The sequence below is a fragment of the Roseibium sp. genome (genome assembly GCF_965216085.1).
Lineage (GTDB): Bacteria > Pseudomonadota > Alphaproteobacteria > Rhizobiales > Stappiaceae > Roseibium.
This window is the reverse complement of sequence record NZ_OZ244138.1, coordinates 1,591,144-1,611,762: the sequence shown is the minus strand read 5'-3', so window position 1 is coordinate 1,611,762 and position 20,619 is coordinate 1,591,144. Positions and strand designations below refer to the sequence as shown.

19 protein-coding genes are annotated in these 20,619 nt (G+C 56.7%); 8 read left to right on the top strand and 11 right to left on the bottom strand.

Annotated features, from left to right (window positions below; genetic code table 11):
- Both gatA and ACOOFE_RS07340 read left to right on the top strand, forming a co-directional pair.
- Positions 1-1,485 carry an Asp-tRNA(Asn)/Glu-tRNA(Gln) amidotransferase subunit GatA gene (gatA, locus tag ACOOFE_RS07345; protein ID WP_420414354.1) on the top strand — a complete coding sequence of 495 codons (1,485 nt, stop codon included), beginning with the start codon at positions 1-3 and terminating at the stop codon, positions 1,483-1,485.
- A 312-nt stretch (positions 1,486-1,797) separates the two neighbouring features.
- Positions 1,798-2,907, top strand: coding sequence for an NAD(P)/FAD-dependent oxidoreductase (locus tag ACOOFE_RS07340; RefSeq protein ID WP_420414353.1), 1,110 nt, complete (start codon positions 1,798-1,800; stop codon positions 2,905-2,907).
- Between the two features lie 14 nt (positions 2,908-2,921).
- Here ACOOFE_RS07340 and ACOOFE_RS07335 read toward each other — a convergent pair whose 3' ends face one another.
- The 5 genes from ACOOFE_RS07335 to ACOOFE_RS07315 all read right to left on the bottom strand — a co-directional run bounded on the left by ACOOFE_RS07335 (position 2,922) and on the right by ACOOFE_RS07315 (position 7,627).
- On the bottom strand, positions 2,922-3,272 hold the full coding sequence (locus ACOOFE_RS07335) for a ribbon-helix-helix domain-containing protein (protein ID WP_420414352.1): 351 nt from the start codon (positions 3,270-3,272) through the stop codon (positions 2,922-2,924).
- A gap of 386 nt (positions 3,273-3,658) precedes the next feature.
- Entirely contained in the window at positions 3,659-4,009 is a 351-nt protein-coding gene (locus ACOOFE_RS07330) for a ribbon-helix-helix domain-containing protein (RefSeq protein WP_141185806.1), read from the bottom strand.
- Positions 4,010-4,172: 163 nt separating this feature from the next.
- Entirely contained in the window at positions 4,173-4,766 is a 594-nt protein-coding gene (locus ACOOFE_RS07325; protein ID WP_420414351.1) for a DJ-1/PfpI family protein, read from the bottom strand.
- A gap of 122 nt (positions 4,767-4,888) precedes the next feature.
- Positions 4,889-5,653: a class II aldolase/adducin family protein gene (locus ACOOFE_RS07320; RefSeq protein ID WP_420414350.1), complete on the bottom strand. Its 765-nt coding sequence runs from the start codon at positions 5,651-5,653 to the stop codon at positions 4,889-4,891.
- A gap of 159 nt (positions 5,654-5,812) precedes the next feature.
- The gene (locus ACOOFE_RS07315) at positions 5,813-7,627 is read right to left on the bottom strand and encodes an aminopeptidase P family protein (RefSeq protein ID WP_420414349.1); all 1,815 of its coding nucleotides are present in this window, start codon (positions 7,625-7,627) and stop codon (positions 5,813-5,815) included.
- Positions 7,628-7,875: 248 nt separating this feature from the next.
- On the opposite strand from ACOOFE_RS07315, the gene ACOOFE_RS07310 reads away from it, so the two are divergent.
- Positions 7,876-8,079, top strand: a complete 204-nt coding sequence (locus ACOOFE_RS07310) for a hypothetical protein (RefSeq protein WP_209011236.1) — start codon at positions 7,876-7,878, stop codon at positions 8,077-8,079.
- Between the two features lie 96 nt (positions 8,080-8,175).
- Here the strand turns inward: ACOOFE_RS07310 and ACOOFE_RS07305 are convergent, their stop codons facing one another.
- Positions 8,176-9,522: an aspartate ammonia-lyase gene (locus ACOOFE_RS07305; RefSeq protein WP_420414348.1), complete on the bottom strand. Its 1,347-nt coding sequence runs from the start codon at positions 9,520-9,522 to the stop codon at positions 8,176-8,178.
- Positions 9,523-9,749: 227 nt separating this feature from the next.
- Between ACOOFE_RS07305 and ACOOFE_RS07300 the strand changes: the two genes are divergently transcribed.
- Positions 9,750-10,700, top strand: coding sequence for an asparaginase (locus ACOOFE_RS07300; RefSeq protein ID WP_420414347.1), 951 nt, complete (start codon positions 9,750-9,752; stop codon positions 10,698-10,700).
- 21 nt (positions 10,701-10,721) lie between these two features.
- Here the strand turns inward: ACOOFE_RS07300 and ACOOFE_RS07295 are convergent, their stop codons facing one another.
- On the bottom strand, positions 10,722-11,534 hold the full coding sequence (locus ACOOFE_RS07295; protein ID WP_420414346.1) for a helix-turn-helix domain-containing protein: 813 nt from the start codon (positions 11,532-11,534) through the stop codon (positions 10,722-10,724).
- Positions 11,535-11,691: 157 nt separating this feature from the next.
- Here ACOOFE_RS07295 and ACOOFE_RS07290 point away from each other — a divergent pair, with 157 nt between their 5' ends.
- Positions 11,692-13,146, top strand: coding sequence for an alanine/glycine:cation symporter family protein (locus ACOOFE_RS07290; protein ID WP_420414345.1), 1,455 nt, complete (start codon positions 11,692-11,694; stop codon positions 13,144-13,146).
- A gap of 76 nt (positions 13,147-13,222) precedes the next feature.
- Here ACOOFE_RS07290 and ACOOFE_RS07285 read toward each other — a convergent pair whose 3' ends face one another.
- The 3 genes from ACOOFE_RS07285 to ACOOFE_RS07275 all read right to left on the bottom strand — a co-directional run bounded on the left by ACOOFE_RS07285 (position 13,223) and on the right by ACOOFE_RS07275 (position 16,281).
- Positions 13,223-14,113, bottom strand: coding sequence for a 50S ribosomal protein L11 methyltransferase (locus tag ACOOFE_RS07285; RefSeq protein WP_420414344.1), 891 nt, complete (start codon positions 14,111-14,113; stop codon positions 13,223-13,225).
- Between the two features lie 115 nt (positions 14,114-14,228).
- Positions 14,229-15,560, bottom strand: coding sequence for an ATP-binding protein (locus ACOOFE_RS07280; RefSeq protein ID WP_420414343.1), 1,332 nt, complete (start codon positions 15,558-15,560; stop codon positions 14,229-14,231).
- Positions 15,553-16,281, bottom strand: coding sequence for a response regulator (locus tag ACOOFE_RS07275; protein WP_420414342.1), 729 nt, complete (start codon positions 16,279-16,281; stop codon positions 15,553-15,555). Before ACOOFE_RS07275 ends, ACOOFE_RS07280 begins: the two co-directional genes overlap by 8 nt.
- Positions 16,282-16,466: 185 nt before the next feature.
- On the opposite strand from ACOOFE_RS07275, the gene ACOOFE_RS07270 reads away from it, so the two are divergent.
- The 3 genes from ACOOFE_RS07270 (at position 16,467) to ACOOFE_RS07260 (ending at position 18,024) form a co-directional block, all read left to right on the top strand.
- Complete coding sequence (locus ACOOFE_RS07270) at positions 16,467-16,949, top strand: hypothetical protein (RefSeq protein ID WP_420414341.1); 483 nt, start codon at positions 16,467-16,469, stop codon at positions 16,947-16,949.
- Between the two features lie 192 nt (positions 16,950-17,141).
- Positions 17,142-17,345: a hypothetical protein gene (locus ACOOFE_RS07265; protein ID WP_420414340.1), complete on the top strand. Its 204-nt coding sequence runs from the start codon at positions 17,142-17,144 to the stop codon at positions 17,343-17,345.
- Between the two features lie 100 nt (positions 17,346-17,445).
- Positions 17,446-18,024, top strand: a complete 579-nt coding sequence (locus tag ACOOFE_RS07260) for a tetratricopeptide repeat protein (protein ID WP_420414339.1) — start codon at positions 17,446-17,448, stop codon at positions 18,022-18,024.
- Between the two features lie 27 nt (positions 18,025-18,051).
- On the opposite strand, the gene ACOOFE_RS07255 is transcribed toward ACOOFE_RS07260, so the two are convergent.
- A complete protein-coding gene (locus tag ACOOFE_RS07255) occupies positions 18,052-20,496 on the bottom strand; it encodes an ATP-dependent helicase (RefSeq protein WP_420414338.1) in 2,445 nt (814 codons plus the stop codon).
- Between the last annotated feature and the right edge of the window lie 123 nt (positions 20,497-20,619).

The following is a 20,619-nucleotide window of genomic DNA, read 5'->3' as shown; positions in this document are numbered from 1 at the left end:
ATGACAGACCTTACAAAACTGACCATTGCCGAGGCCCGCGAGGGACTGAAGAACAAGGACTACACGTCCACAGAACTCACCGAAGCCTTTATCGGCAACATCGAGAAAGCCAACGGAGCGCTGAACGCCTATGTGGCTGTCACCGCCGACAAGGCCCGCGAGATGGCCAAGGCCTCCGACGACAAGCTCGCCAAAGGTGAAGGCGGTGCGCTGGAAGGCATCCCGCTTGGGATCAAGGATCTATTTGGCACCGAAGGCATTCACACCCAGGCCTGCTCGCACATTCTGGATGGTTTCAAACCGGCTTACGAATCCACGGTAACATCCAACCTGTGGGCCGACGGCGCAGTGATGCTCGGTAAGCTCAACATGGATGAGTTCGCTATGGGCTCGTCCAACGAGACCTCCTACTACGGCGATGTCATCAACCCGTGGCGCAAGAAGGGGTCCAACCAGGATCTCGTTCCGGGCGGCTCGTCTGGCGGTTCTGCGGCAGCTGTGGCGGCCCGCATGTGCATGGGCGCAACAGCCACCGACACGGGCGGTTCCATCCGCCAACCTGCCGCCTTTACAGGCACGGTCGGTATCAAGCCGACTTATGGCCGTTGTTCGCGCTGGGGCGTTGTTGCCTTTGCTTCCTCGCTCGATCAGGCCGGCCCGATCGCCCACACGGTGCGCGACAGCGCGATTCTTTTGAAATCCATGGCTTCGGTTGATCCGAAAGACACCACGTCGGTCGACATCGAGGTTCCGGATTATGAAGCAGCCATCGGCAAGTCCGTAAAAGGCCTGAAAATCGGCATTCCGGCCGAATACCGTCTTGACGGCATGCCGGGCGAGATCGGCGAGTTGTGGCAAAAGGGCATTCAATGGCTGAAGGACGCGGGCGCGGAAATCGTCGACATTGCCATGCCGCACACCAAATACGCCCTTCCGGCCTATTACATTGTGGCGCCAGCCGAAGCCTCGTCCAACTTGGCCCGTTATGACGGCGTGCGTTATGGCCTGCGCGTTCCGGGCAAAGACATCGTGGAGATGTATGAAAACACCCGCGCTGAAGGCTTTGGTGACGAGGTCAAGCGCCGGATCCTGATCGGCACCTATGTGCTGTCTGCCGGTTACTACGACGCTTATTACCTGAAAGCCCAAAAGGTCCGCACGCTGATCAAGCGCGACTTTGACCTGGCCTGGCAGAACGGTGTCGACGCCATCCTAACCCCGGCCACACCATCAGCAGCTTTTGGCGTTGCCGATCAGGATCTGCATTCCGATCCTGTGAAAATGTACCTGAACGACATCTTCACTGTGACCGTGAACATGGCCGGCCTGCCGGGCATTTCTGTGCCTGCCGGCCTTTCAGGCGATGGCCTTCCGCTCGGCCTGCAGCTGATCGGCAAACCGTTCGACGAGAGCACACTGTTCCAGGTCGGTCAGGTCATCGAAGACGCTGCAGGGTCCTTCGAGCCAGAGGCTTGGTGGGGCTAACATCCGCCGCCTGAAAAGGACGCCCCGGACCTGATCCGGGGCCTATTCACAGCACGTTTGGTCCCGGGTCGAGCCCGGGACGGCAAAAGTTCTGCTCAGTCTTGGAATTTGCACCTTTCCAGGAACTTGCCGCCCCAGCGAAGGCTGGGGCCTAGTAACCACCGGAAAGACGTGTTTTCTAATCGCCTCCACAGAGAATACTGGGTCCCAGCCTACGCTGGGACGACAATTGAGAGGTTTTAGAAAGCCTCACTCTGAGAAACTTGCACCAGCTGCTAATCGAGCAAAACAACTGCAGGATTGAGCTAAACCATGCATGATATCGAAACCCTCGTGATTGGTGCCGGAGTTGTCGGTTTGGCTTGTGCCCGCTCTTTGGCGCTGGCTGGCCGCGAGGTGATGGTGCTTGAGCAGCATGATCTAATTGGATCAGAAACCAGTGCCCGCAATTCCGAGGTCATTCATGCAGGCATCTATTACCCAACCGGCAGCCTGAAGGCGCAGCTCTGCGTTGAGGGTAAGAAAAAGCTCTATGCCTTCTGCAAGGAAAACGGTGTTGGCCACAAGCAGACAGGCAAGCTGATTGTCGCCTGCACGGCGGATCAGGCAGAGCAGCTGGACGCCATTCGTCTCAAGGCCGCTGAAAACGGTGTGACGGACCTGGTCCGGCTGAGCGCAGAAGAAGCCTCCGGCCTGGAACCGGAATTGGCCTGCCACGGTGCCCTCTCCTCACCATCGACGGGAATTGTCGACAGTCATGGCCTGATGCTCGCTCTTCAAGGAGAACTTGAAACCAATGGCGGCCAGGTGGTTTTGAACACCAAAGTCACTAAGCTGGAAGCCCTTCCGAGCGGAGGCTACAAGATTAGCGTGGCTGATGGGGATGACAGTTACGCGATGACGTCCCGCGAACTGATCCTTTCTGCCGGACATGGTGCGCCAGGGCTCGCAGCGCAGTTGCCGCATACCAGCCCTCCACGCGCTTACCTAGCCAAGGGTACCTATTTCCGGATCAACGGCAAATCCCCATTTTCCACCCTGATCTATCCCGTCCCAACGACAAACTCAGGCCTCCTTGGCGTTCATGTCACACTCGACCTGATGGGCCGGGTGAAATTCGGGCCGGATATGCAATGGGTCGAAAACTTCGACTATGACGTCGACCCAAACCGTGCTGATAATTTCTACGAGGCCATCCGTCAGTATTGGCCTGCTCTCACCGACGGGGCTCTGGAGCCCGATTATTGTGGTCTCCGGCCCAAAATCCATGCGCCCAGTGATCCAGCTCCGGATTTCCGCATCGACGGGCCTAAGGAACATGGATTGAACGGATTGGTGGCCCTATACGGCATTGAGTCGCCCGGCCTTACGTCTTCGCTCGCAATCGGCGATTACGTTACACAGCGGCTAACTACGGAATAATTCGACCAGAAGGTTCAGTGAACCCGGCTTGCTTCAGCTTCCAGGATCTTGTCCGCGTTCAGGCCGGCAATAGGCTGGGTCTTGTCAGTCGGCACATCACCGGAAAGCTGTAGCGCCAAAAACCGTCCGCAGCATACCCTTAAAAAGGACGTGAAATTGCCGAGGTCGTGGCCTGCTTCAATGCTTTCATTGTGAAGTTTGGTAATCAGTTGAACAACATTCATGCCGTCCCGTTCGGCAAGCTCTTCCAATACATTCCAGAAAAAATTTTCCAGCCTTACGGACGTCACCATGCCATCAATCCGCAGTGACCGGGCCCGGCTTTGCCAGAGCTCTGAATCGGCCTCAACAAACAATTTGCACATGTGTCCCCCCAGACCATCCGCGAAAAAGAAAACCCCGCCCGGGTTTAAAAGCTGTCCCGGGCGGGGAACCGGAAACCCGCCATAATCTCAAATTGGTGGGTAGAGATCGAATGGCAGGATCGGCAAGTAACCTTATGTATGTGGCCGAAGCCACAGCTAGTTGGCCTTCGGCGAGAGACACTCGCCAAAAACAACGAATACATTGTCGTAGCAGGCAGACACAAGCGACGGGTAGTAACGGAGTACTACAGCCACAACTCGTTTGCTCGCAAAAGTGGCCGTTGCATAGTTTGGTCAAAATGGCAATAAGATCAATTGCCGCAATGGGAATTTGTTAACCGACTGCGGATTGCACACCCGCAACCTGCCCTAAGGGCACAACCTAATCAGTGAACCCGGCGGTCTTCGGCTTCCAAGATGCCATCGGCATCAAGCCCGGCAATTGGAACGCGTTTATCCAAGGGAACGTCACCAGCAAGCTGCAAGGCAAGATACCGGCCACAGCACACCCGCAGGAATGAGGTAAAATTGCCCAGGTCGTGGCCAGCGTCGATGCTCTCATGATGCAGTTTGGTGATCAGCTGGACCACGTTCATGCCATCACGGGCGGCGATTTCATCCAGCACCTTCCAAAAGAAGGTCTCCAGGCGGACAGAGGTCACCATGCCGTCGATCCGGAGCGATTTGGTCGTGCTTTGCCAGAGGGTCACATCGGCTTCGATAAAGAGTTTGCACATTGTTGCCTCCAGATCTGGCGTTCACAGAGAGAATACCGCCGCTCGCATTCAAGGAAAAGTCCCGCCCCGGGGCAGCGCCGCACCGAGGCAGGAAACCATCCGTTGCCCAGCGTGTCATGGGATCCAGGCTGACCTGCGGATAGTTTGGTTCAGGTGCTCTAGTTTATGCAGCAAGCGTGTTCGCGGCGGCACCACTCAGGACGGCATGGAACTGAGCCAGCCAGGCGGGATGCGCCGGCCAGGCCGGAGCAGTGACCAGATTGCCATCGGTGACGGCGGCATCGACAGCAATATCGGCATAGCTGGCGCCGGCAAGTTCAACTTCCGGGCGGCAAGCGGGATAGGCAGAGACGGTCCGGCCCTCAATGACCTTCGCTGCAGTCAGAATTTGAGCACCGTGGCAGATGGCAGCCACCGGTTTGTTCTCGTTCATAAAATGCGCGACAGCAGCAATCACAGTGTCATCTAGACGCAAAAACTCCGGTGCCCGACCGCCCGGGATCACCAACGCATCATAATTCGCAGGGTCCACATCGGCGAAAGTCGCGTTCAATGTGAAATTGTGACCGCGTTTTTCGGTGTAGGTCTGGTCCCCTTCAAAATCGTGGATGCAGGTCGCCACAGTCTCACCTGCCTTCTTGCCAGGGCAGACGGCATCCACCTCATAGCCCATGGCCAGCAGGGCCTGAAACGGCACCATGGTTTCATAATCTTCGGTGAAATCGCCCGTGATCATCAAGATCTTCTGCGCGCTCATGCTTCGTCCTCCCGTTGAAGAATTGCGGATGAACAAAAGCTAACAAGCAATAGAACTGAATGGGTAATAGAGGAGTAATACAGGCCGAATTTCATGCTATCCGGCCTGCCAAACTCCTGTTTTTATTTCCGATAATCCGGCTGTTTTTTATCGAGCTGACGCTTTAGAAAGTCAAAATGGGCTTCCGCCATGCCCTTATAGGGTTCCCACTCGGCAGCCGTTTTAGCGGCCAAATTATCCGACATGACGGCCAGAGGCTGGCCGGTTGCATAGGCTGTCAGAAGGGTGCCCGCTGCGCGTTCAAAATAATAGAGATAATCGAAGGCATCGGCGACGGTTTCAGCGGCAACCGACACCCCATGATTGCCCATGATCAGCACCGGTTTGGTGCCGAGCGTCTCGGCAATACGCCGGCCTTCTTCGGCTTCGTCCGCCATGCCGCCAAAGCCGACGTCAATCGCAATCTTGCCAAAATAGCGCGCGGTGTTCAGATCAATCGGCTTCATCGACGGGTCTTTTAGGGTCGCCAGCGCCGTCGCATTGGGCGGATGCACGTGAAAGAGAACCTTTGCCGCCGGATTGACCCGGTGCACAGTCGCATGAATGCACCAGGCGCTCGGGTCCGGCGCTTCTGGACCGTCCATGACACCGGCGTCATTGGCGTCCAGCAAAAGAAGATTGGAGGCAGTCACCTCTGAAAAATGCCGCCACTTCGGGTTCATCAGGAACTTTGTGCCATCTTCAGAGACAGCCGCGCTGAAATGATTGCCAACGCCTTCATGCCAGCCGAACTCGACCGCCAACCGGAAGGCAGCCGCCAAGTCTTCGCGCAGTGTCTGCTCCGATTGCCGGTCTGCATTTGTATTCAGGTTCGTAACCACACTCATTTGAACTGCCCCTCCACAGACAAGATTCATAGTTACTAGAGACGATACATTCACCCACGTTTAGACGAAAGCGCAGTAAGGTGGAAAACAGGACCGGCGAGGCAAGCTTAATAGGGGCCCCGGATCAAGTCCGGGGCAGCCACCACAAATGACAGAAAATTAGATTTCTTCCGTGGCCTGTTCCAGCCAGATGCGGTCCTTGGCACCCAGAAGCGGACCAATTTCGGAACGGACTTTCAGGTGATAGCGGTTAACCCAGGAGCGTTCGTCCGCCGTCAGCATGGCGCTCAGGATCAGACGCCGATCGAATGGCACCAGCGTGATGGTCTCAAAACCAAGCATCGGCCGTTCGCCGCCGGTAATATCCTTTGGCTCCGTGACAATCTCCAGGTTTTCCAAACGGATACCGTATTCACCGGCCGGGTAATAACCGGGCTCATTGGAAAGGATCATGCCAGGTTTTAGGGCGACATGGCCGGTTTTAGCGATCCGCTGCGGACCTTCATGAACGCCAAGATAACTGCCGACGCCATGACCGGTGCCATGGTCAAAATCGAGCCCGGCCTTCCAAAGATCAATGCGTGCCAGCGTGTCGAGCTGGGCGCCGGTCGTGCCTTCCGGAAATCTCGCCGTCGAGATGGCAATATGGCCTTTGAGCACCAGCGTGTAGTGGCGCATCATCTCTTCGCTGACGCTCCCTACCGCAAGCGTCCGAGTGATGTCGGTAGTGCCGTCGATGTATTGCGCGCCAGAATCAATCAGGAACGGCTTGTCTTTCGGAATTTTCAGGTTGCTGGTCCGGCTGACCCGATAATGGCAAATCGCTCCATTCGGGCCCGCCCCGGAAATCGTGTCGAAGGAGATATCCTTGAGCTCGCCCGTCGCCCGTCGAAACCCTTCCAGCTTCTCGGCCGCGCCAATCTCGTCAAGGTCGCCCTTGGCAACTTCTTCGTCGAACCAAGCCAGGAATGCGATATAGGCGGTGGCATCGCGGATATGAGCGGCCCGGACGCCATTCAGCTCGACGTCATTTTTGGTGGCTTTCGGCAAAAGCACCGGATCAGAGGCTTCGATCAAGTCACCGCCCGCGTCGGTGATCGCCTCGGCGATGCCAATTCCGGCAAGCGCCGGATCGATCAATACGGTTTTGCCGGCTCCGCCCAAGGCTGCCAGGCCAGATTTAAAACTACCGGGCTCAGAGATTTCAGTCAGTTCCGAGAGTTCATCGCGCACCGAATTGGAGAGCTTGCGGCCATCGATATAAAGCGACGGCTTGCCCTCGGCTGGAACCGTGGCAAAGGACAGCGGCAAAGGTGTGTGGGTGACATCGGAACCACGAACATTGAACAGCCAAGCAATGGAATCGGGTTGTGTCAGCACACAGGCATCAGCCTTTTTTTCCCGAATGGCGGTCTGAATTTCGGCGATTTTGTCACTCGCGACCCGGCCGGCCAGTTCAGTCGGATAAAGGGACACTTGCCCGATAGGTGGTTCAGGGCGGTCCTCCCAAACGGTATCGACCGGGTTCGTGTCGAGCGTGACCAGTTCTGCACCGGCCTCCTCGCAAATGTCTCTGAGACGCCGGACCTCGCGCACGGTGTGCAGCATCGCATCAATGCCGAGTTTCTGACCAGACTTTAGGCGCGCGGCCAGCCAGTCCGTCACCGGTTCGGTGATCAGATGCTGTGCCGGAAACACCGCCATATCGACCTGCTCCCCCACCTGAATGGTGTAACGGCCGTCGACAAAAATCGCAGCTTCCTCGCCGAGGACCGCAGCCACACCGGCTGAGCCGGTGAACCCGGTCAGCCACTGAAGGCGGCAATCATGCGGGGGCACATATTCGCCCTGGTGGGCATCCGCACGCGGAACCAAAAAGCCATCCAGCTCGAGACGCTTGAGTTCGGCCCTGAGAAGCGCTGCATGCGGCGCCCCGCAGGAAGGATCGGTGAGATCGTCAAAATCTTGAAACATGGAGGCAAAACTAAAATGGGTCCTGCACGCAATCAAGGCGGATAATTTTTTCCGTTTCCTCTGCTTTATGGGAACACAACAACTTCTTATGTGCGGCGCACAAGATATCTCGCATATGCGAAATGCGCAGAGCTGGCATGCGGCACCCCCCCTACCTGAGCCCCTTCGAAGCACTCATATTGGGATCAACGAACAAAAAGACGTTTCTCCCTAGGGAAGCTCTTCAACTTCAAATGGGATTAAAGACCATGACCATCGCAACGACCACATCCACCCGTGTTTCTGGCAGCTTCATGCGCCGTGCTCTTGACCGGATGATCGAAGCCCGCTCTGTGCAAGCCCGCCGCTATGTCAACGGCTACCTGCTGTCGCTCGACGACGCCACTTTGAGCGCTCACGGCTACGACCGCGCTCAGCTGGAGCGTGAAGGCTCTGCAACCAGCGCATTCTAAGGCGCCGAGCGCAAACAAACGACTGTGCATGTCTAAAGAACCCGCTAGAAATCTGGCGGGTTCTTTTGGTTGTGGCGCGCTTTTGGGCAAGCCGTACTAAGCCGGGCTGAGGGTATCCCGCTCAAGCGCCACCAACGCCTCGGAAACAGAAACCCCATGTTTCTGGGCATACTTGGCGACCTCTGCAGATCTTTCATAGCCGATCTGCGGCACCAGCGACGTTGCCATTGCCAGACTGTTGTCGAGCAGAGACCGGCAACGGGTTTCATCCGCTTCGATCCCCTTGACGCACCTGTCAGTCAGGCAAGCCATGGCCCGTTTCAGGATGCGGATCGACTGCAGGATGTTGTAAATCGCCACGGGTTCCATGGCGTTGAGCTGCAACTGTCCGGATTCGGCAGCCATCGTCACCGTCAGATCATTGCCGATTACCTGAAACGCAACCTGGTTGACCACTTCCGGGATCACCGGATTGACCTTGCCCGGCATGATCGAAGAGCCGGCCTGAACCGCAGGCAGGCGGATTTCACCGAAGCCAGCGCGCGGCCCGGAACTCAGCAACCGTAAGTCATTGCAGATTTTGGAAAGTTTAACAGCGACCCGTTTCAATATTCCCGAATAGGTGACAAAGGCGCCGAGGTCAGAGGAGGCCTCTACCAGGTTCCGTGCCGGGCGCACCGGAAACCCAGAGACTTTCTGCAGTTGGGAAACAGCCACATCAATGTAGTTGGCAGGCGTATTAACCCCGGTTCCAATGGCTGTCCCGCCAAGGTTCACTTCGAGCAGAAGTTTGGAGACATCTCGCAAGCGTTCAATATCCTCCTCGATCGTGTTGGAAAAGGAGCGGAACTCCTGGCCCAAAGTCATTGGCACAGCGTCTTGCAGCTGGGTGCGGCCAACTTTTGGCAATCCGTCAAATTCGGCAGCTTTGGCTTCAAAGGCATCACACAGCCGTTGATGTTCTGAAATGAAATCCTCCATTTTCAAAAGGATCGCCAGCCGCAGTGCGGTCGGATAGACATCGTTGGTCGATTGGGATTTGTTGACATCATCATTGGGGTGCAAATGATCATAGGCACCGGCAGTAAATCCGAGTTTCTGCAGGGCCAGATTGGCAATCACCTCATTGGTGTTCATATTGGTCGATGTCCCGGCCCCACCCTGGATCATATCGACAATGAAGGCCTCATGGTGCTTGCCACCAAGCAGCTCATCACACGCCCAAAGAATCGCTTGCGCCTTTTCTTCAGGTAGTACACCCAGTTTCCAATTCGCGCTCGCCGCAGCCTTTTTGACCATAGCCAGAGCGCGGACCAGTTCCGGGAACTCGGAAACCGGAACGCCGGAAATGGAAAAGTTGTTAAAGGCCCGCTGAGAGTGAATGCCGTAAAGGGCACCTTGGGGAACATCCAAGGACCCAAGGGAATCGATTTCGGTACGCATACCGCCTCCTCGCCATAAATGCGGGATGCGTCTTACGCCGCAAATGGGATTTGGCAATGCGATCACCGGCTTCAATCGCGAATTTGGCGCTGATTGATGCTAAATGCAGTAAACTCCGCACCAAAGGCACCACAGCTAGGATCTGGCTCCGGCGGTTCATCTAAGCCACCAAGGAAGCTGGCTTTGCGGCCGCGAACAGACGTAGTGCGTAAACTTAAGGACATCTGATGAGCACTTTGCTGATCCATACTGGCGGTACGATTGGAATGGACAAGACCGCCGATGGGTTTGCCCCGCGGGAAGGCGTTCTGGAACAAGTGGCAGCAGACCTTTCCCGGCAACAGGTGACAGCAGATCCCTCAAGTATTCAAAATCTTAGCCCGCTCATCGACAGCGCAAGCTCGACACCGCGCGACTGGCATCGGATCGCAGCAACGATTTTTGAAAATTACCCCAGTTACGACGGTTTCATCGTAACCCATGGAACGGATACGCTGGCCTATACTTCCAGCGCCTTGTGCCTGGCCCTTTCTGGCTTGAACAAACCGGTGATCGTGACAGGAGCCATGTTGCCGCTAACCGTCGAGGGGACGGATGGTGTTGCCAACTTGAAAGATGCACTGCAAGCCGCCCGAACGGCCGCTCCCGGTGTCTGGGTTCAATTTGCCGGCCACAGGCTGCATGGCGCGCGGGTGCGCAAATCCCACTCCCGCGCGTTTGATGCGTTTGAAGCCGAGGATTGGGATACCCCGCCGGTGATCCCTGCGCCGCAGCTATCCCTTAACCCAGTCGCCGGGAACAAGGTTGGGGTTGTTTCTGTTACGCCTGGCATTTTCACTGATCCTGTCGCCTATGCCGCAGACCGCTGTGACGGTCTGCTTCTGCGGTGCTACGGATCGGGCACAGCTCCTGACACGCCAGACATGCGGGCAGCGCTCACCCGCGCTCAAGACCGCCAAATACCAGTGATTGCCGTCAGCCAATGCCCAGAAGGCGGTATGAAACTCGGGACCTATGCCGCAGGAAAAGTCATGCGGGACACCGGCGTCATTGACGGCCGCGACATGACACCGGAAATGGCCTACGCCAAGCTTCAATTCTGCCTGACACAAGCGGGAGACCTGGAAGAGAAGCGCCAGTATTTGAGCACCAGCCTTTGCGGCGAATTCACGGTCTAACGCTGTTCAAGCCCTTACCTGTCACGGCAAAGGCGCTTCCATGAGCCTCCGGCCTTGCCCAGAGCCGGCAGCCAGCATAGCGCGGACATCGGCCGGCACGTCTTCGTGATCTGGTTCAAACAGGCCGCACAGCTTGAAGGTTTTCCGAAGGTCCAGATTTTCTCCGAGATACTGATAGACAATCTGCGTTGCTGCCGGTGGCCGTGGCGCTCGCGCAGCAACCCCAGAAACAATGCCAGTCATATATCGGATCCGGTTGTTGTAACTCGGATACAGTATGATCTGCATGACCTCGTTGCGGGTCAGCATTTCCATCACGGTGATGAAGACCCGGTCACCAAGAACAAAACAGGCGCCTTCATATTTGCAGGTAAAGAGTCTGGCGCCAGGTTGGCCAACCGTCTCAATACTTTTGACGTTGACGCCATAGGGTGTCCGGTAAATTCGGGTCAAGGAACGCAAGATCATGCCCGGATGGGACATGGAGTTGTAATAGGTAAAATAGTAACCGACATAAGCATCCAGCGTCGAACGAGACGCCAGGCGTATGTCTTCGCCGATTGCAGAGACGATGTTCTTTTCCGCACGGACACCACTCTCGCTTGGCTTAAGCCGAACAAGCTCCGTAAACTGGCCTGCAGGCAGAAGAATTTCGGATTCTTCGACACCAAAGAAGTCGCACATCCTCTGCATCAGCCGTAAAGACGGAAAGCTCTTGCCATTCAGATACCGGTTGAACTGCGACCGGTTCACCCCCAGCTGCCGGCAAACGTCAGCGATCGATTTGTGGTAGCTGCACAACAGCCTCAAGTTGGAAGGAAAGTCGCGGGACACGTTTAGAGCCTTCTCTAGTTGATGCTATTTTTGTATCTGGTCGCCCCAGCCTTGCGCAAGGTAGGCAAATGGAAAATTGGCCCTCTCCCCCTAACCTGTTCCCATCAGCACAGCCGGGCATCAAACAACCGGACTGCTGCGTCAAAGGAGGAGTTAGATGGGGTTTCTGGAACAATTGTTTGGGTTGATCGGGGATTTGACCTGGGGCTGGTCGCTTATCCCGATCCTGGTCGTCTTTGGCGTTTTCATCACGCTGGCAACCGGGTTTGTGCAGTTTGAGTTTTTCGGACGCATGTTCCGCGTTCTCAAAAACGACAATAATTCCGCGGATCCGAACAAGATTTCAGCGCGTGAAGCGTTGCTAGTGTCTGTCGGCGGACGCGTCGGCGGCGGCAACATCGCCGGTGTTGCGGTTGCAATCACGCTTGGTGGACCGGGCGCTGTGTTCTGGATGTGGGCAACGGCTTTGTTGGGAATGGCCACCAGCTTGGTCGAATGCTCACTCGCTCAGCTTTACAAACGCAAAGTGGGCGAAAACGATTACCGCGGCGGTCCGGCCCGGGCAATCATTCATGGCCTTGGCAAGGAATATAAATGGCTGGCGGTTGTTTATGCCATCTGTCTAATTGCAGCCTTTGGCTTTGGTTTCAACGCCTTTCAGGGCAACACAGTTGCTGGTGCTGTTGAGGACAGCCTTGGAATTGACCGCCTCTGGACCGGTCTGCTTCTGGCAGCAATCGCCGGCGTGATCATTTTCGGCGGCATTCACCGGATTGCCAAAACCGCGGATGTAGTCGTGCCCGTGATGGCCGTGGGTTACATGCTCATGGCACTGATCGTCATCGTTTTGAACATCACGGAAATTCCGGCAGTCATTTCATCAATCGTGCAAAACGCCTTTGGCTTCCAGGAAGTAGTTGGCGGCGGCATGGGTGCAGCGATCGCTCAGGGCTTGCGGCGCGGCCTTTTTTCCAACGAAGCCGGGCTCGGTTCCGCACCAAATGTTGCCGCAACCGCTGAAGTGCGCCATCCGATCAGCCAGGGCATCACACAAGCATTTTCGGTCTTCATCGACACGATCGTCATTTGTTCCTGTACAGCCTTCGTCATCCTATTGGGCGACGTCTATGTACCGGGCGCCGAAGGGATTGACGGTGTCGCTCTGACCCAGCAGTCGATGGTGTTCCATTTGGGCGAATGGGCGCAGTACTTCCTGACCTTCGCGATCCTGCTGTTTGCCTTCTCGTCGATCATTTACAACTACTATCTCGGCGAAAACGCTCTGACTGTGCTCACCGGCCATCCGATGTCACTCACCGTTCTGCGGGCTGCGATTATCGGTGTTGTGTTTCTCGGTGCCGTCGCACCAGCAGCGACATCGGTGTTCTTCTTCTCAGATCCGATGATGGGTGTGTTGGCTCTCGTCAACCTGCTGGCGATCATGATGCTGTTCCCGACCGCGATGCGCTTGTTGCGGGACTTCCGCACGCAGCTTAAGGCAGGCATTGCCCGCCCGGTTCTCAATCCAGACGACTATGCCGATCTGGATATCGACCGGGAGGCTTGGAAAGCCCCTGTTGAGACAGCGGCTGCCAAAGTAGCAGCCCAGTAAGCCAGACTTGTTCTGGCCAACTTAAAGGGCCGCCTCGTGCGGCCCTTTGATTGTTTCTGGAAGATATTTTATTCGATCAGGCCTGTTTGCGGCCGCGCACCAAAGTCAATGTTAGCCAGCCGTCTTTCTCACGCCGACGGTCCAGCACAAAGCCTTGGCAGCCATAAGCAAACAGAATCCGCGGACCGTCTTCAACGCGAAGGCCGGATAGAACAAGCGTTGCAGTTGAGGTCATCTGATGGCTGATGGATTTCGCCATCTTCATGAGCGGCCGCGCCAGAATGTTGGCAATCACCAGATCAAACGGTCCATAAAGACCGAACCGCCGGTCCTCCACCCCGTTGGCTGTGAAGCCTTTGATCAGATGGCTGGCGCCGTTCAAACGCGCGTTTTCCAGCGCCGTGCGGGTCGCCACCGGGTCGATGTCTGTTGCCAGAACCGTCTGCCGGGCTTTCAGGGCTGCGGCAATTGCCAGAACACCGGTGCCGGTACCCAGATCGAGGATGCTGTTATACTCACGCATAGACAGCAGCCGGTCGATTTCCTCTAGGCAGCCTGCCGTTGTTCCATGATGACCGGTCCCAAACGCGAGCGCCGCCTCAATTTCCAAGCTGATCACCCCAGCGGGCACCTTGTCGCGGTCATGGCTGCCGTGGACCAGGAACCGGCCAGCGCGGACCGGTTTCAGCCCCTCCAGGCTCTTTTCGACCCAGTTGATATCCGGCAGCTCTTCAGCGTCCAGCGGTGCAGCAAAAGCGTCCGCGCCCACCCGATCGCGCACGGTTGCTGCGGCTTCGTCCGGCTCCATACCGAACAGAAGAATTTCCGCGGACCAGATCTTTCCGTCCTTGGAATCTTCATAGATGGTCACCGGGTTGCCTTCATCTTCAAAGGCCCGTTCCAGGATCTCAGAGATCCGTTTGGCTTCCAGTTCTTCCGCGGTGATCTTGACCCGGATCGTTTTCATGAGCCTGTGCGCTTTCAGTTGTCATGGCGTTTGGCTGAGCGGTATAGCCGCATGTTGACCTCACATCCAGAGCCAAACACGCCCGCTCCGGGTAAACATTGGAAATCAAGGATGTTCAGTCTGCCAAGAGAAATTGCAAGCGGACAGTGAGGCCACCATTCATTGTCTCAAGCAGATCAAGAGTGCCTTCACTCCCCTCAACGATCGTCTTGCTGATCGCAAGGCCGAGCCCGAACCCTTGGCCATCACGAATTTGCCGGGCCTGGTCTCCGCGTTCAAAAGGATCCAGCAGCCGCGCCCTCTCCGCCTCCGGAATCCCTGGGCCGTGATCAATGATGTCGATCCGGGCAAAACTGCCGGACGGTTCAAGGATTATTTCTGCACCCGAGGCATAGTGGTTGGCATTGTCAATCAGGTTGCACAACGCGCGGGTCAGATCATCCACATTGGCGTTGATGCCCAATCCGGGTACGACCTTCAAATCGACCGACAAACCGGTATCTGCATATTGATCAACAATCGATTGCAACAGGCTTGGAAGATCGATCCGTGCCTTGGGTCCGCTGCTGCTGCCGCCCCGCAAATACATGAGGGCCTGACCGATCTGCTTGTCCATCAATTCAAGATCGGCCAGGCTGCGGTCCTTGATCTCGCCGTCATCCAGCAAATCCAGCCTCAGGCGGAGCCGGGTGAGCGGCGTTCGAAGATCATGGCTAATCGCGGCCAGTGTCTCTGTCCGCCGTTTTACAAACTCGTCAATCCGTTCCTGCATACGATTGAAGGCCCGGGCCGCAGCGCGCACTTCTTCCGGGCCATGTTCGTCCAAAGGCACCGGTTTGGTGTCTTTGTGGCCGAAACCGGCCGCCGCTGCCGCGAGATTTCCCAACGGCCGGACAACGCCCCGGGCGGCCCACAACATCAAACCGAGAAAAGTCACCCCGACGAAAATCAACGGCAGCATAATCCGGGGTTCCGGCCCAGGAAGCGGCGGAGGCTTGGGCGCGTCCCAAACCACCTGAACGACATCACCGTCTTTTAAACGGAAATAAAGCGTTGGCGGTACACCCGGCGGCTGTTCGCCTCGGCCAGCCACATTGATCAGCTCGATCCCGAAAAGTGTTTCACCCAGCTGAAACGGCCCTTTGCGTCCGTCGGACCTTGGCGGCCTCAGATCCGGCACTTCGCTGTCTGCAATCACTGAGATCTTCAGATTTGGCGCTTGCTCCCGGAGATCTTCCAGAAACTCCCCACGTGACTCGGCGGGAACCTCATTTAGTTTCGAAATTGCCAGGGAGTTTAAGAGTGCCGTCATCGCCGATGGTGATCGGTCAAAGGATTGTTTGAGCAAAAACCCACCCGCCGCACCGGCCAAAATCATGATCACACCGACCGCGCACAATAGCAGCAGAACCTGAAAGACCATGGAGCGCGGCCAAAACCTAGCCATCGGCGGCCACCGCCTCGGTTGGCGCGACGAATTCGTAACCACCGGACCGCACCGTTACGATAAATTGGTAGGCCGCACCGCCCGCCTGCAGTTTAGAGCGCAACCGGCTAACCAGAATGTCGATGCTGCGCCCGTTTGTGGCACCGATCTGTCCATAGGTCAGATCAACCAGTTGATCCCGGCTGAGCACGTGCCCGCTGCGCTCCACCATGACCTGCAGCAGATTGAACTCACCAGGTGTGAGAGACACCATGGCTTTTTGCGGATTGGTGAGGCTGCGGGTATTGCAGTCTATCTCCCAGCCTTCAAACCGGAGCGTTTTGGGTGCGGCTGCCGGTGTCGCCTGGCCCATCTCGACCCTGCGGAGTAAAGCCCGGACCCGGGCAATCAACTCCCTCGGGTTGAAGGGCTTCGTCATATAGTCGTCAGCGCCCACTTCCAGCCCGATCACGCGGTCGATATCTTCGGTTCGTGCCGACACAATGATGATCGGCAGCGTGCTGGTGGCTCGGACCCGGCGGCACAGGCTGATGCCATCTTCACCAGGCAGCATGATGTCGAGCACCATGAGATCAAAACGGCCACTGGCAAGAAGCCGGTCCATTTCAGTCCCGTCGGCCGCCACCGTGACCCGGAACTCCTGGGCTGTCAGATGCCGCTTCATCAGCAGTCTGATTTCTGGATCGTCTTCGACAATAAGAATATGCGCTGACCGGGTCATTGTTTTATGTAGGCCGGATTGGCGTCCGATTACATCTGAAAAATGCCCGAGTTTGTTTCAGAGTGTTTCTGAAAACCATCTGCGAAAAAGAGGGAAATCAAGCGCTTTCCGGCATTAAGATCTCGTTAACCCTCCCGCCGCAACGCTCGTCCGATAACGCGAACAAGCCCTATCAGGAGCGTAAAATGCAGATCGGATCCACACCTCCCCCGCCTCCCGGCCCTTCGCCCAGAGATCAAGCCATCAGCAGCCTGGACGAAAAGGTTGAAGCCGGCGAGATCTCCGCCGACGACAAGGATGCCATGCTGGAAGCGCTCGATGCGATGAACGAAGAGCGTAAGGCAGCAGGCCGGCCAGAGTCCGGCTCTCCACCGCCGACCCGTGAGGAAATGCAGGCAAACTTTGAAACGCTGCTGTCTGATCAAGTGGACGCTGGAACCTTGACCGAAGAACAGGCGGACGAGCTCAGCGCAATGTTCGAAGAGGGAGAGCTGGGCAAACCCAAAGGTCCCGGCGGCCCAGGCGGACCGCAAGGCGGGGAACAGGGATCCCGCGCCGAAGAACTCCTGAGCGCCATATTGAGTGAACTGCAAAGCCAGTCGGCTTACGATGAGAACGGCGAAAACAATTCTGATGTGTCTGCCTTGGTTGCAGACTTCCAGGCCTGACAAACAAGCAGAACCATCAACCGGAAAACTGGGTCTCGCCCCACCCCGAATGGAGGCTCAGTGAGGTTTCTTGGTCCCTGTCTGTTTCAGATGGGATTGGAAGGAATTCCTGCCAAAACGCCTACAAGAAACCGGCTGGCTGCTTGTGCAGAAAGCACAAGCAGCCGGTTTTTTTCGTTCCAAGAAAGCTCAATGTCACTCAACAAAACAGTCGATGACATTCGTCAGGCCAGCTTTCCCAAATTCGGTGGTCACCGGATTGCCATTCTCTTCAAAATCCATTCGAAAGCTTTTGAAATCCGCTTGGCTTCCAGCTCTTCCGCAGTGATCTTGACCGGTATCGTTTTCATGCGCTTGGCACTCTGGGTCGGTTGCGCCCGAAAACCTGCGGAATAACCGCAGAGCCTTATGTTGGCAGGCAGATCATCACACAAAGGGCTGGGCAAAGCGCGGTGATGCTCCATTTTTGGTAATATAAAGCTACGGGAGCGGGCAAATGATCCATCAGTCTGAGATCACTTCGAGACAGTTCGTCACCCAATTGGCCTGGATCGTGTTGGCCTGTGCGGTTTTGTTTTCCGCGCAAGCGTTGGCGGAAGATAAACGGGACCAGCTCTTCGATGCGCTCAAAAATGCGTCGACAGAAGAAGAGGCCCGCGCGATAGAAGATCAGATCTGGGAATCGTGGATGGCCGACGCCCCCGACATGCATATTCGCCTGAAGATCGAAACGGCGATGCAACGGCGTCATGTCTATGATCTGGAAGGCGCGGAAACAATCTTGGATGAGGTTGTCGAAGCCGCGCCGGACTATTCGGAGGGCTGGAACCAGCGTGCCTTCATCTATTTTCTGCAAGGTAATTATGAGGCCAGCTTAGCCGACATAGAAAAAACCCTGGCGCTGGAGCCCCGGCACTTCGGCGCCCTTTCCGGCAAGGCGATGATTTTCATAACCCAGGGGCGCACAAAACTCGGGCAGGAGGTTTTGAAGGAAGCGGTCGAAATTCATCCCTTCTTAAAAGAACGCGGCATGCTTTTGCCAGAAAACCGTCCGGCAAAGAGTGTCGACCTGTGAGTTTTGCCAGTCCAGCAATTGAAACGCTCAATGGCGCTCAACGAAACTGTCGATCACCTTCTTCTGGCCCGCCTTTTCAAAGTCGATGGTCAGCTTGTTGCCCTCGATCGACTTGATCGCGCCATAGCCGAACTTGATGTGAAACACCCGCTCCCCGATAGAGTAGTCGGAGGGAGTTTCGCTGACGGACTTGGCAACCAGTTCGCCCTCGATTGTCAAAGGCCCCTGGCGTTTCTGCCGTGCGGATTGATACCCACGCCCGCCGCCATCTGAAAACCCGCCGGAGGATTGCGACGCGCGCTGCGCCCGTTTCCAGCCTGGCGTCGAATAGCTGCCGCTTTCAAACGTGTCCTGACTGTCGAAGCGGGAGGGACCATATCCGCCGCCGCCATAACCGCCATAATTGGACGAGGCTTCAGCGATCTCCACATGTTCCGGCGGGAGTTCATCCAGGAACCTTGACGGCACACTCGATTGCCATTGCCCGTGAATGCGCCGGTTGGAGGCAAAATAGAGTTTGGCCCGTTTTTTCGCCCGTGTGATGCCGACATAGGCCAAACGCCGCTCTTCTTCGAGGCCCGCCCGGCCGCTTTCATCCAATGCACGCTGATGGGGGAACAGGCCTTCTTCCCAACCGGGCAGGAAGACCGTGTCGAATTCCAGCCCCTTGGCCGAATGCAGCGTCATGATGGAAACGGCGTCGGAAGCATCAGCACTGTCCCGGTCCATCACAAGGGAAACTCGTTCCAAAAATCCTCGCATGGACTCATCACCATCCATGGACTTTACGAGTTCTTTCAAGTTGTCCAATCGCCCGGGCGCGTCCGCCGACCGGTCCTGGCGCCACATCTCCGTATAGCCGCTTTCATCCAGAATGACTTCGGCCAGATCGGTGTGTTTCATGGTGTCGAGCTGGCGCCGCCAGCGCTCGAAATTGTCCAGAACCGTTTTCAAAGAGTTGCGCGGTTTCGGCTTGAGCTCCTCGGTGTCAATTAGCTGGCTGGCGGCCTGCATCAGCGGAATACGCTCAGCCCGTGCCAGACCATGCACCAGCTTCAAGGTGGCATCGCCCAAACCGCGCTTGGGCGTGTTGACGATCCGCTCGAACGCCAAATCATCGGCCGGTTGCGCAACACAGCGCAAATACGCCATGGCATCGCGGATTTCCATGCGCTCATAAAAACGCGGTCCGCCGATCACGCGGTAGTTCAGGCCGAGCGTAATGAAGCGTTCTTCTAACTCGCGCATTTGGAAGGACGCGCGCACCAGAACAGCCATCTCATTGAGGCTGTGCCCCTTGGATTGCAGCGCCTCGATTTCATCCCCGATCGTCCGGGCCTCTTCCTCAGAATCCCAGACAGAGGCGACCGAGACCAGATCATGGTCCGGTTCGTGAAAGTCGGTGAACAGGGTTTTGCCGAGCCGGCCCTCGTTGAACGAAATCAAGTGGGAAGCTGCGGCCAGAATGTGGCTCGTGGACCGGTAATTGCGCTCCAGGCGGATGACTGTTGCGCCTTTGAAATCATGTTCAAAACGCAGGATGTTGTCGACTTCCGCCCCGCGCCAGCCGTAGATCGATTGATCGTCATCTCCGACGCAGCAGACATTCGGATTGCCCTGCGCCAGCAAACGCAGCCACAGATACTGGGCAATGTTGGTGTCCTGATATTCGTCCACCAGCATGTAGCGGAAGCGGCTCTGATATTCGGTCAAGACATCCGGCCGTGTCTTGAAGAGCGTGATCACGTGCAAAAGAAGATCGCCAAAATCGGCCGCATTCAGGATCGACAGGCGCTCCTGATACTCTTCATAGATCCGTCGTCCCCGGCCATTGGCAAAAGCCCGCGCTTCGCCTTCCGGCACCTGATCCGGCGTTAAAGCCCTGTTTTTCCAACCGTCGAGCATGCCGGCGAAGGCCTTGGCGGTCCAGCGCTTGTCATCCACCCCTTCGGCTTGAAGGATCTGCTTGATCAGCCGGATCTGATCGTCTGTATCCAGGATCGAAAAGCTGGATTTCAACCCGACCAGCTCGGCGTGTTTGCGCAGGATTTTGACACAGATGGAATGGAACGTGCCGAGCCAGGACATGCCCTCCACATTGCCGCCGACAAAGGTGGCAATGCGTTCCTTCATTTCCCGTGCGGCCTTGTTGGTGAAGGTCACAGCCAGAATTTCGGACGGCCGCGCCAGGCCGGAGGCCAGAATATGGGCAATCCGTGTGGTCAGAACCCGGGTTTTGCCGGTGCCCGCGCCTGCAAGCACTAGGACCGGGCCTTCGGTGGTTTCCACCGCCAGCCGCTGTTCCGGATTGAGGCCGGTCAGATAGTCGGGCGCCCGCCGGGCCGCCATGGCCCGCGCCGCGATCCCGCCACCCGAAGGAGGTGGCGCAGGTGCAGGAGCTGCATCCGCCCGCGTCCCGATGGGCTGAAAAGGATCGTCAAAGGGATCGTCATACCCGTCCGGGTCGGTCATGGTTTACTGGTCCGGTTGTCTCAAGCGCTTTGGAGAACAATATAGCAACAAATGCGGCGCTGGCGAGACAGGACCTAAGGAAATAGTGGGGACAAAACCCCCCGCCGGTGGCGGGGGCTGATG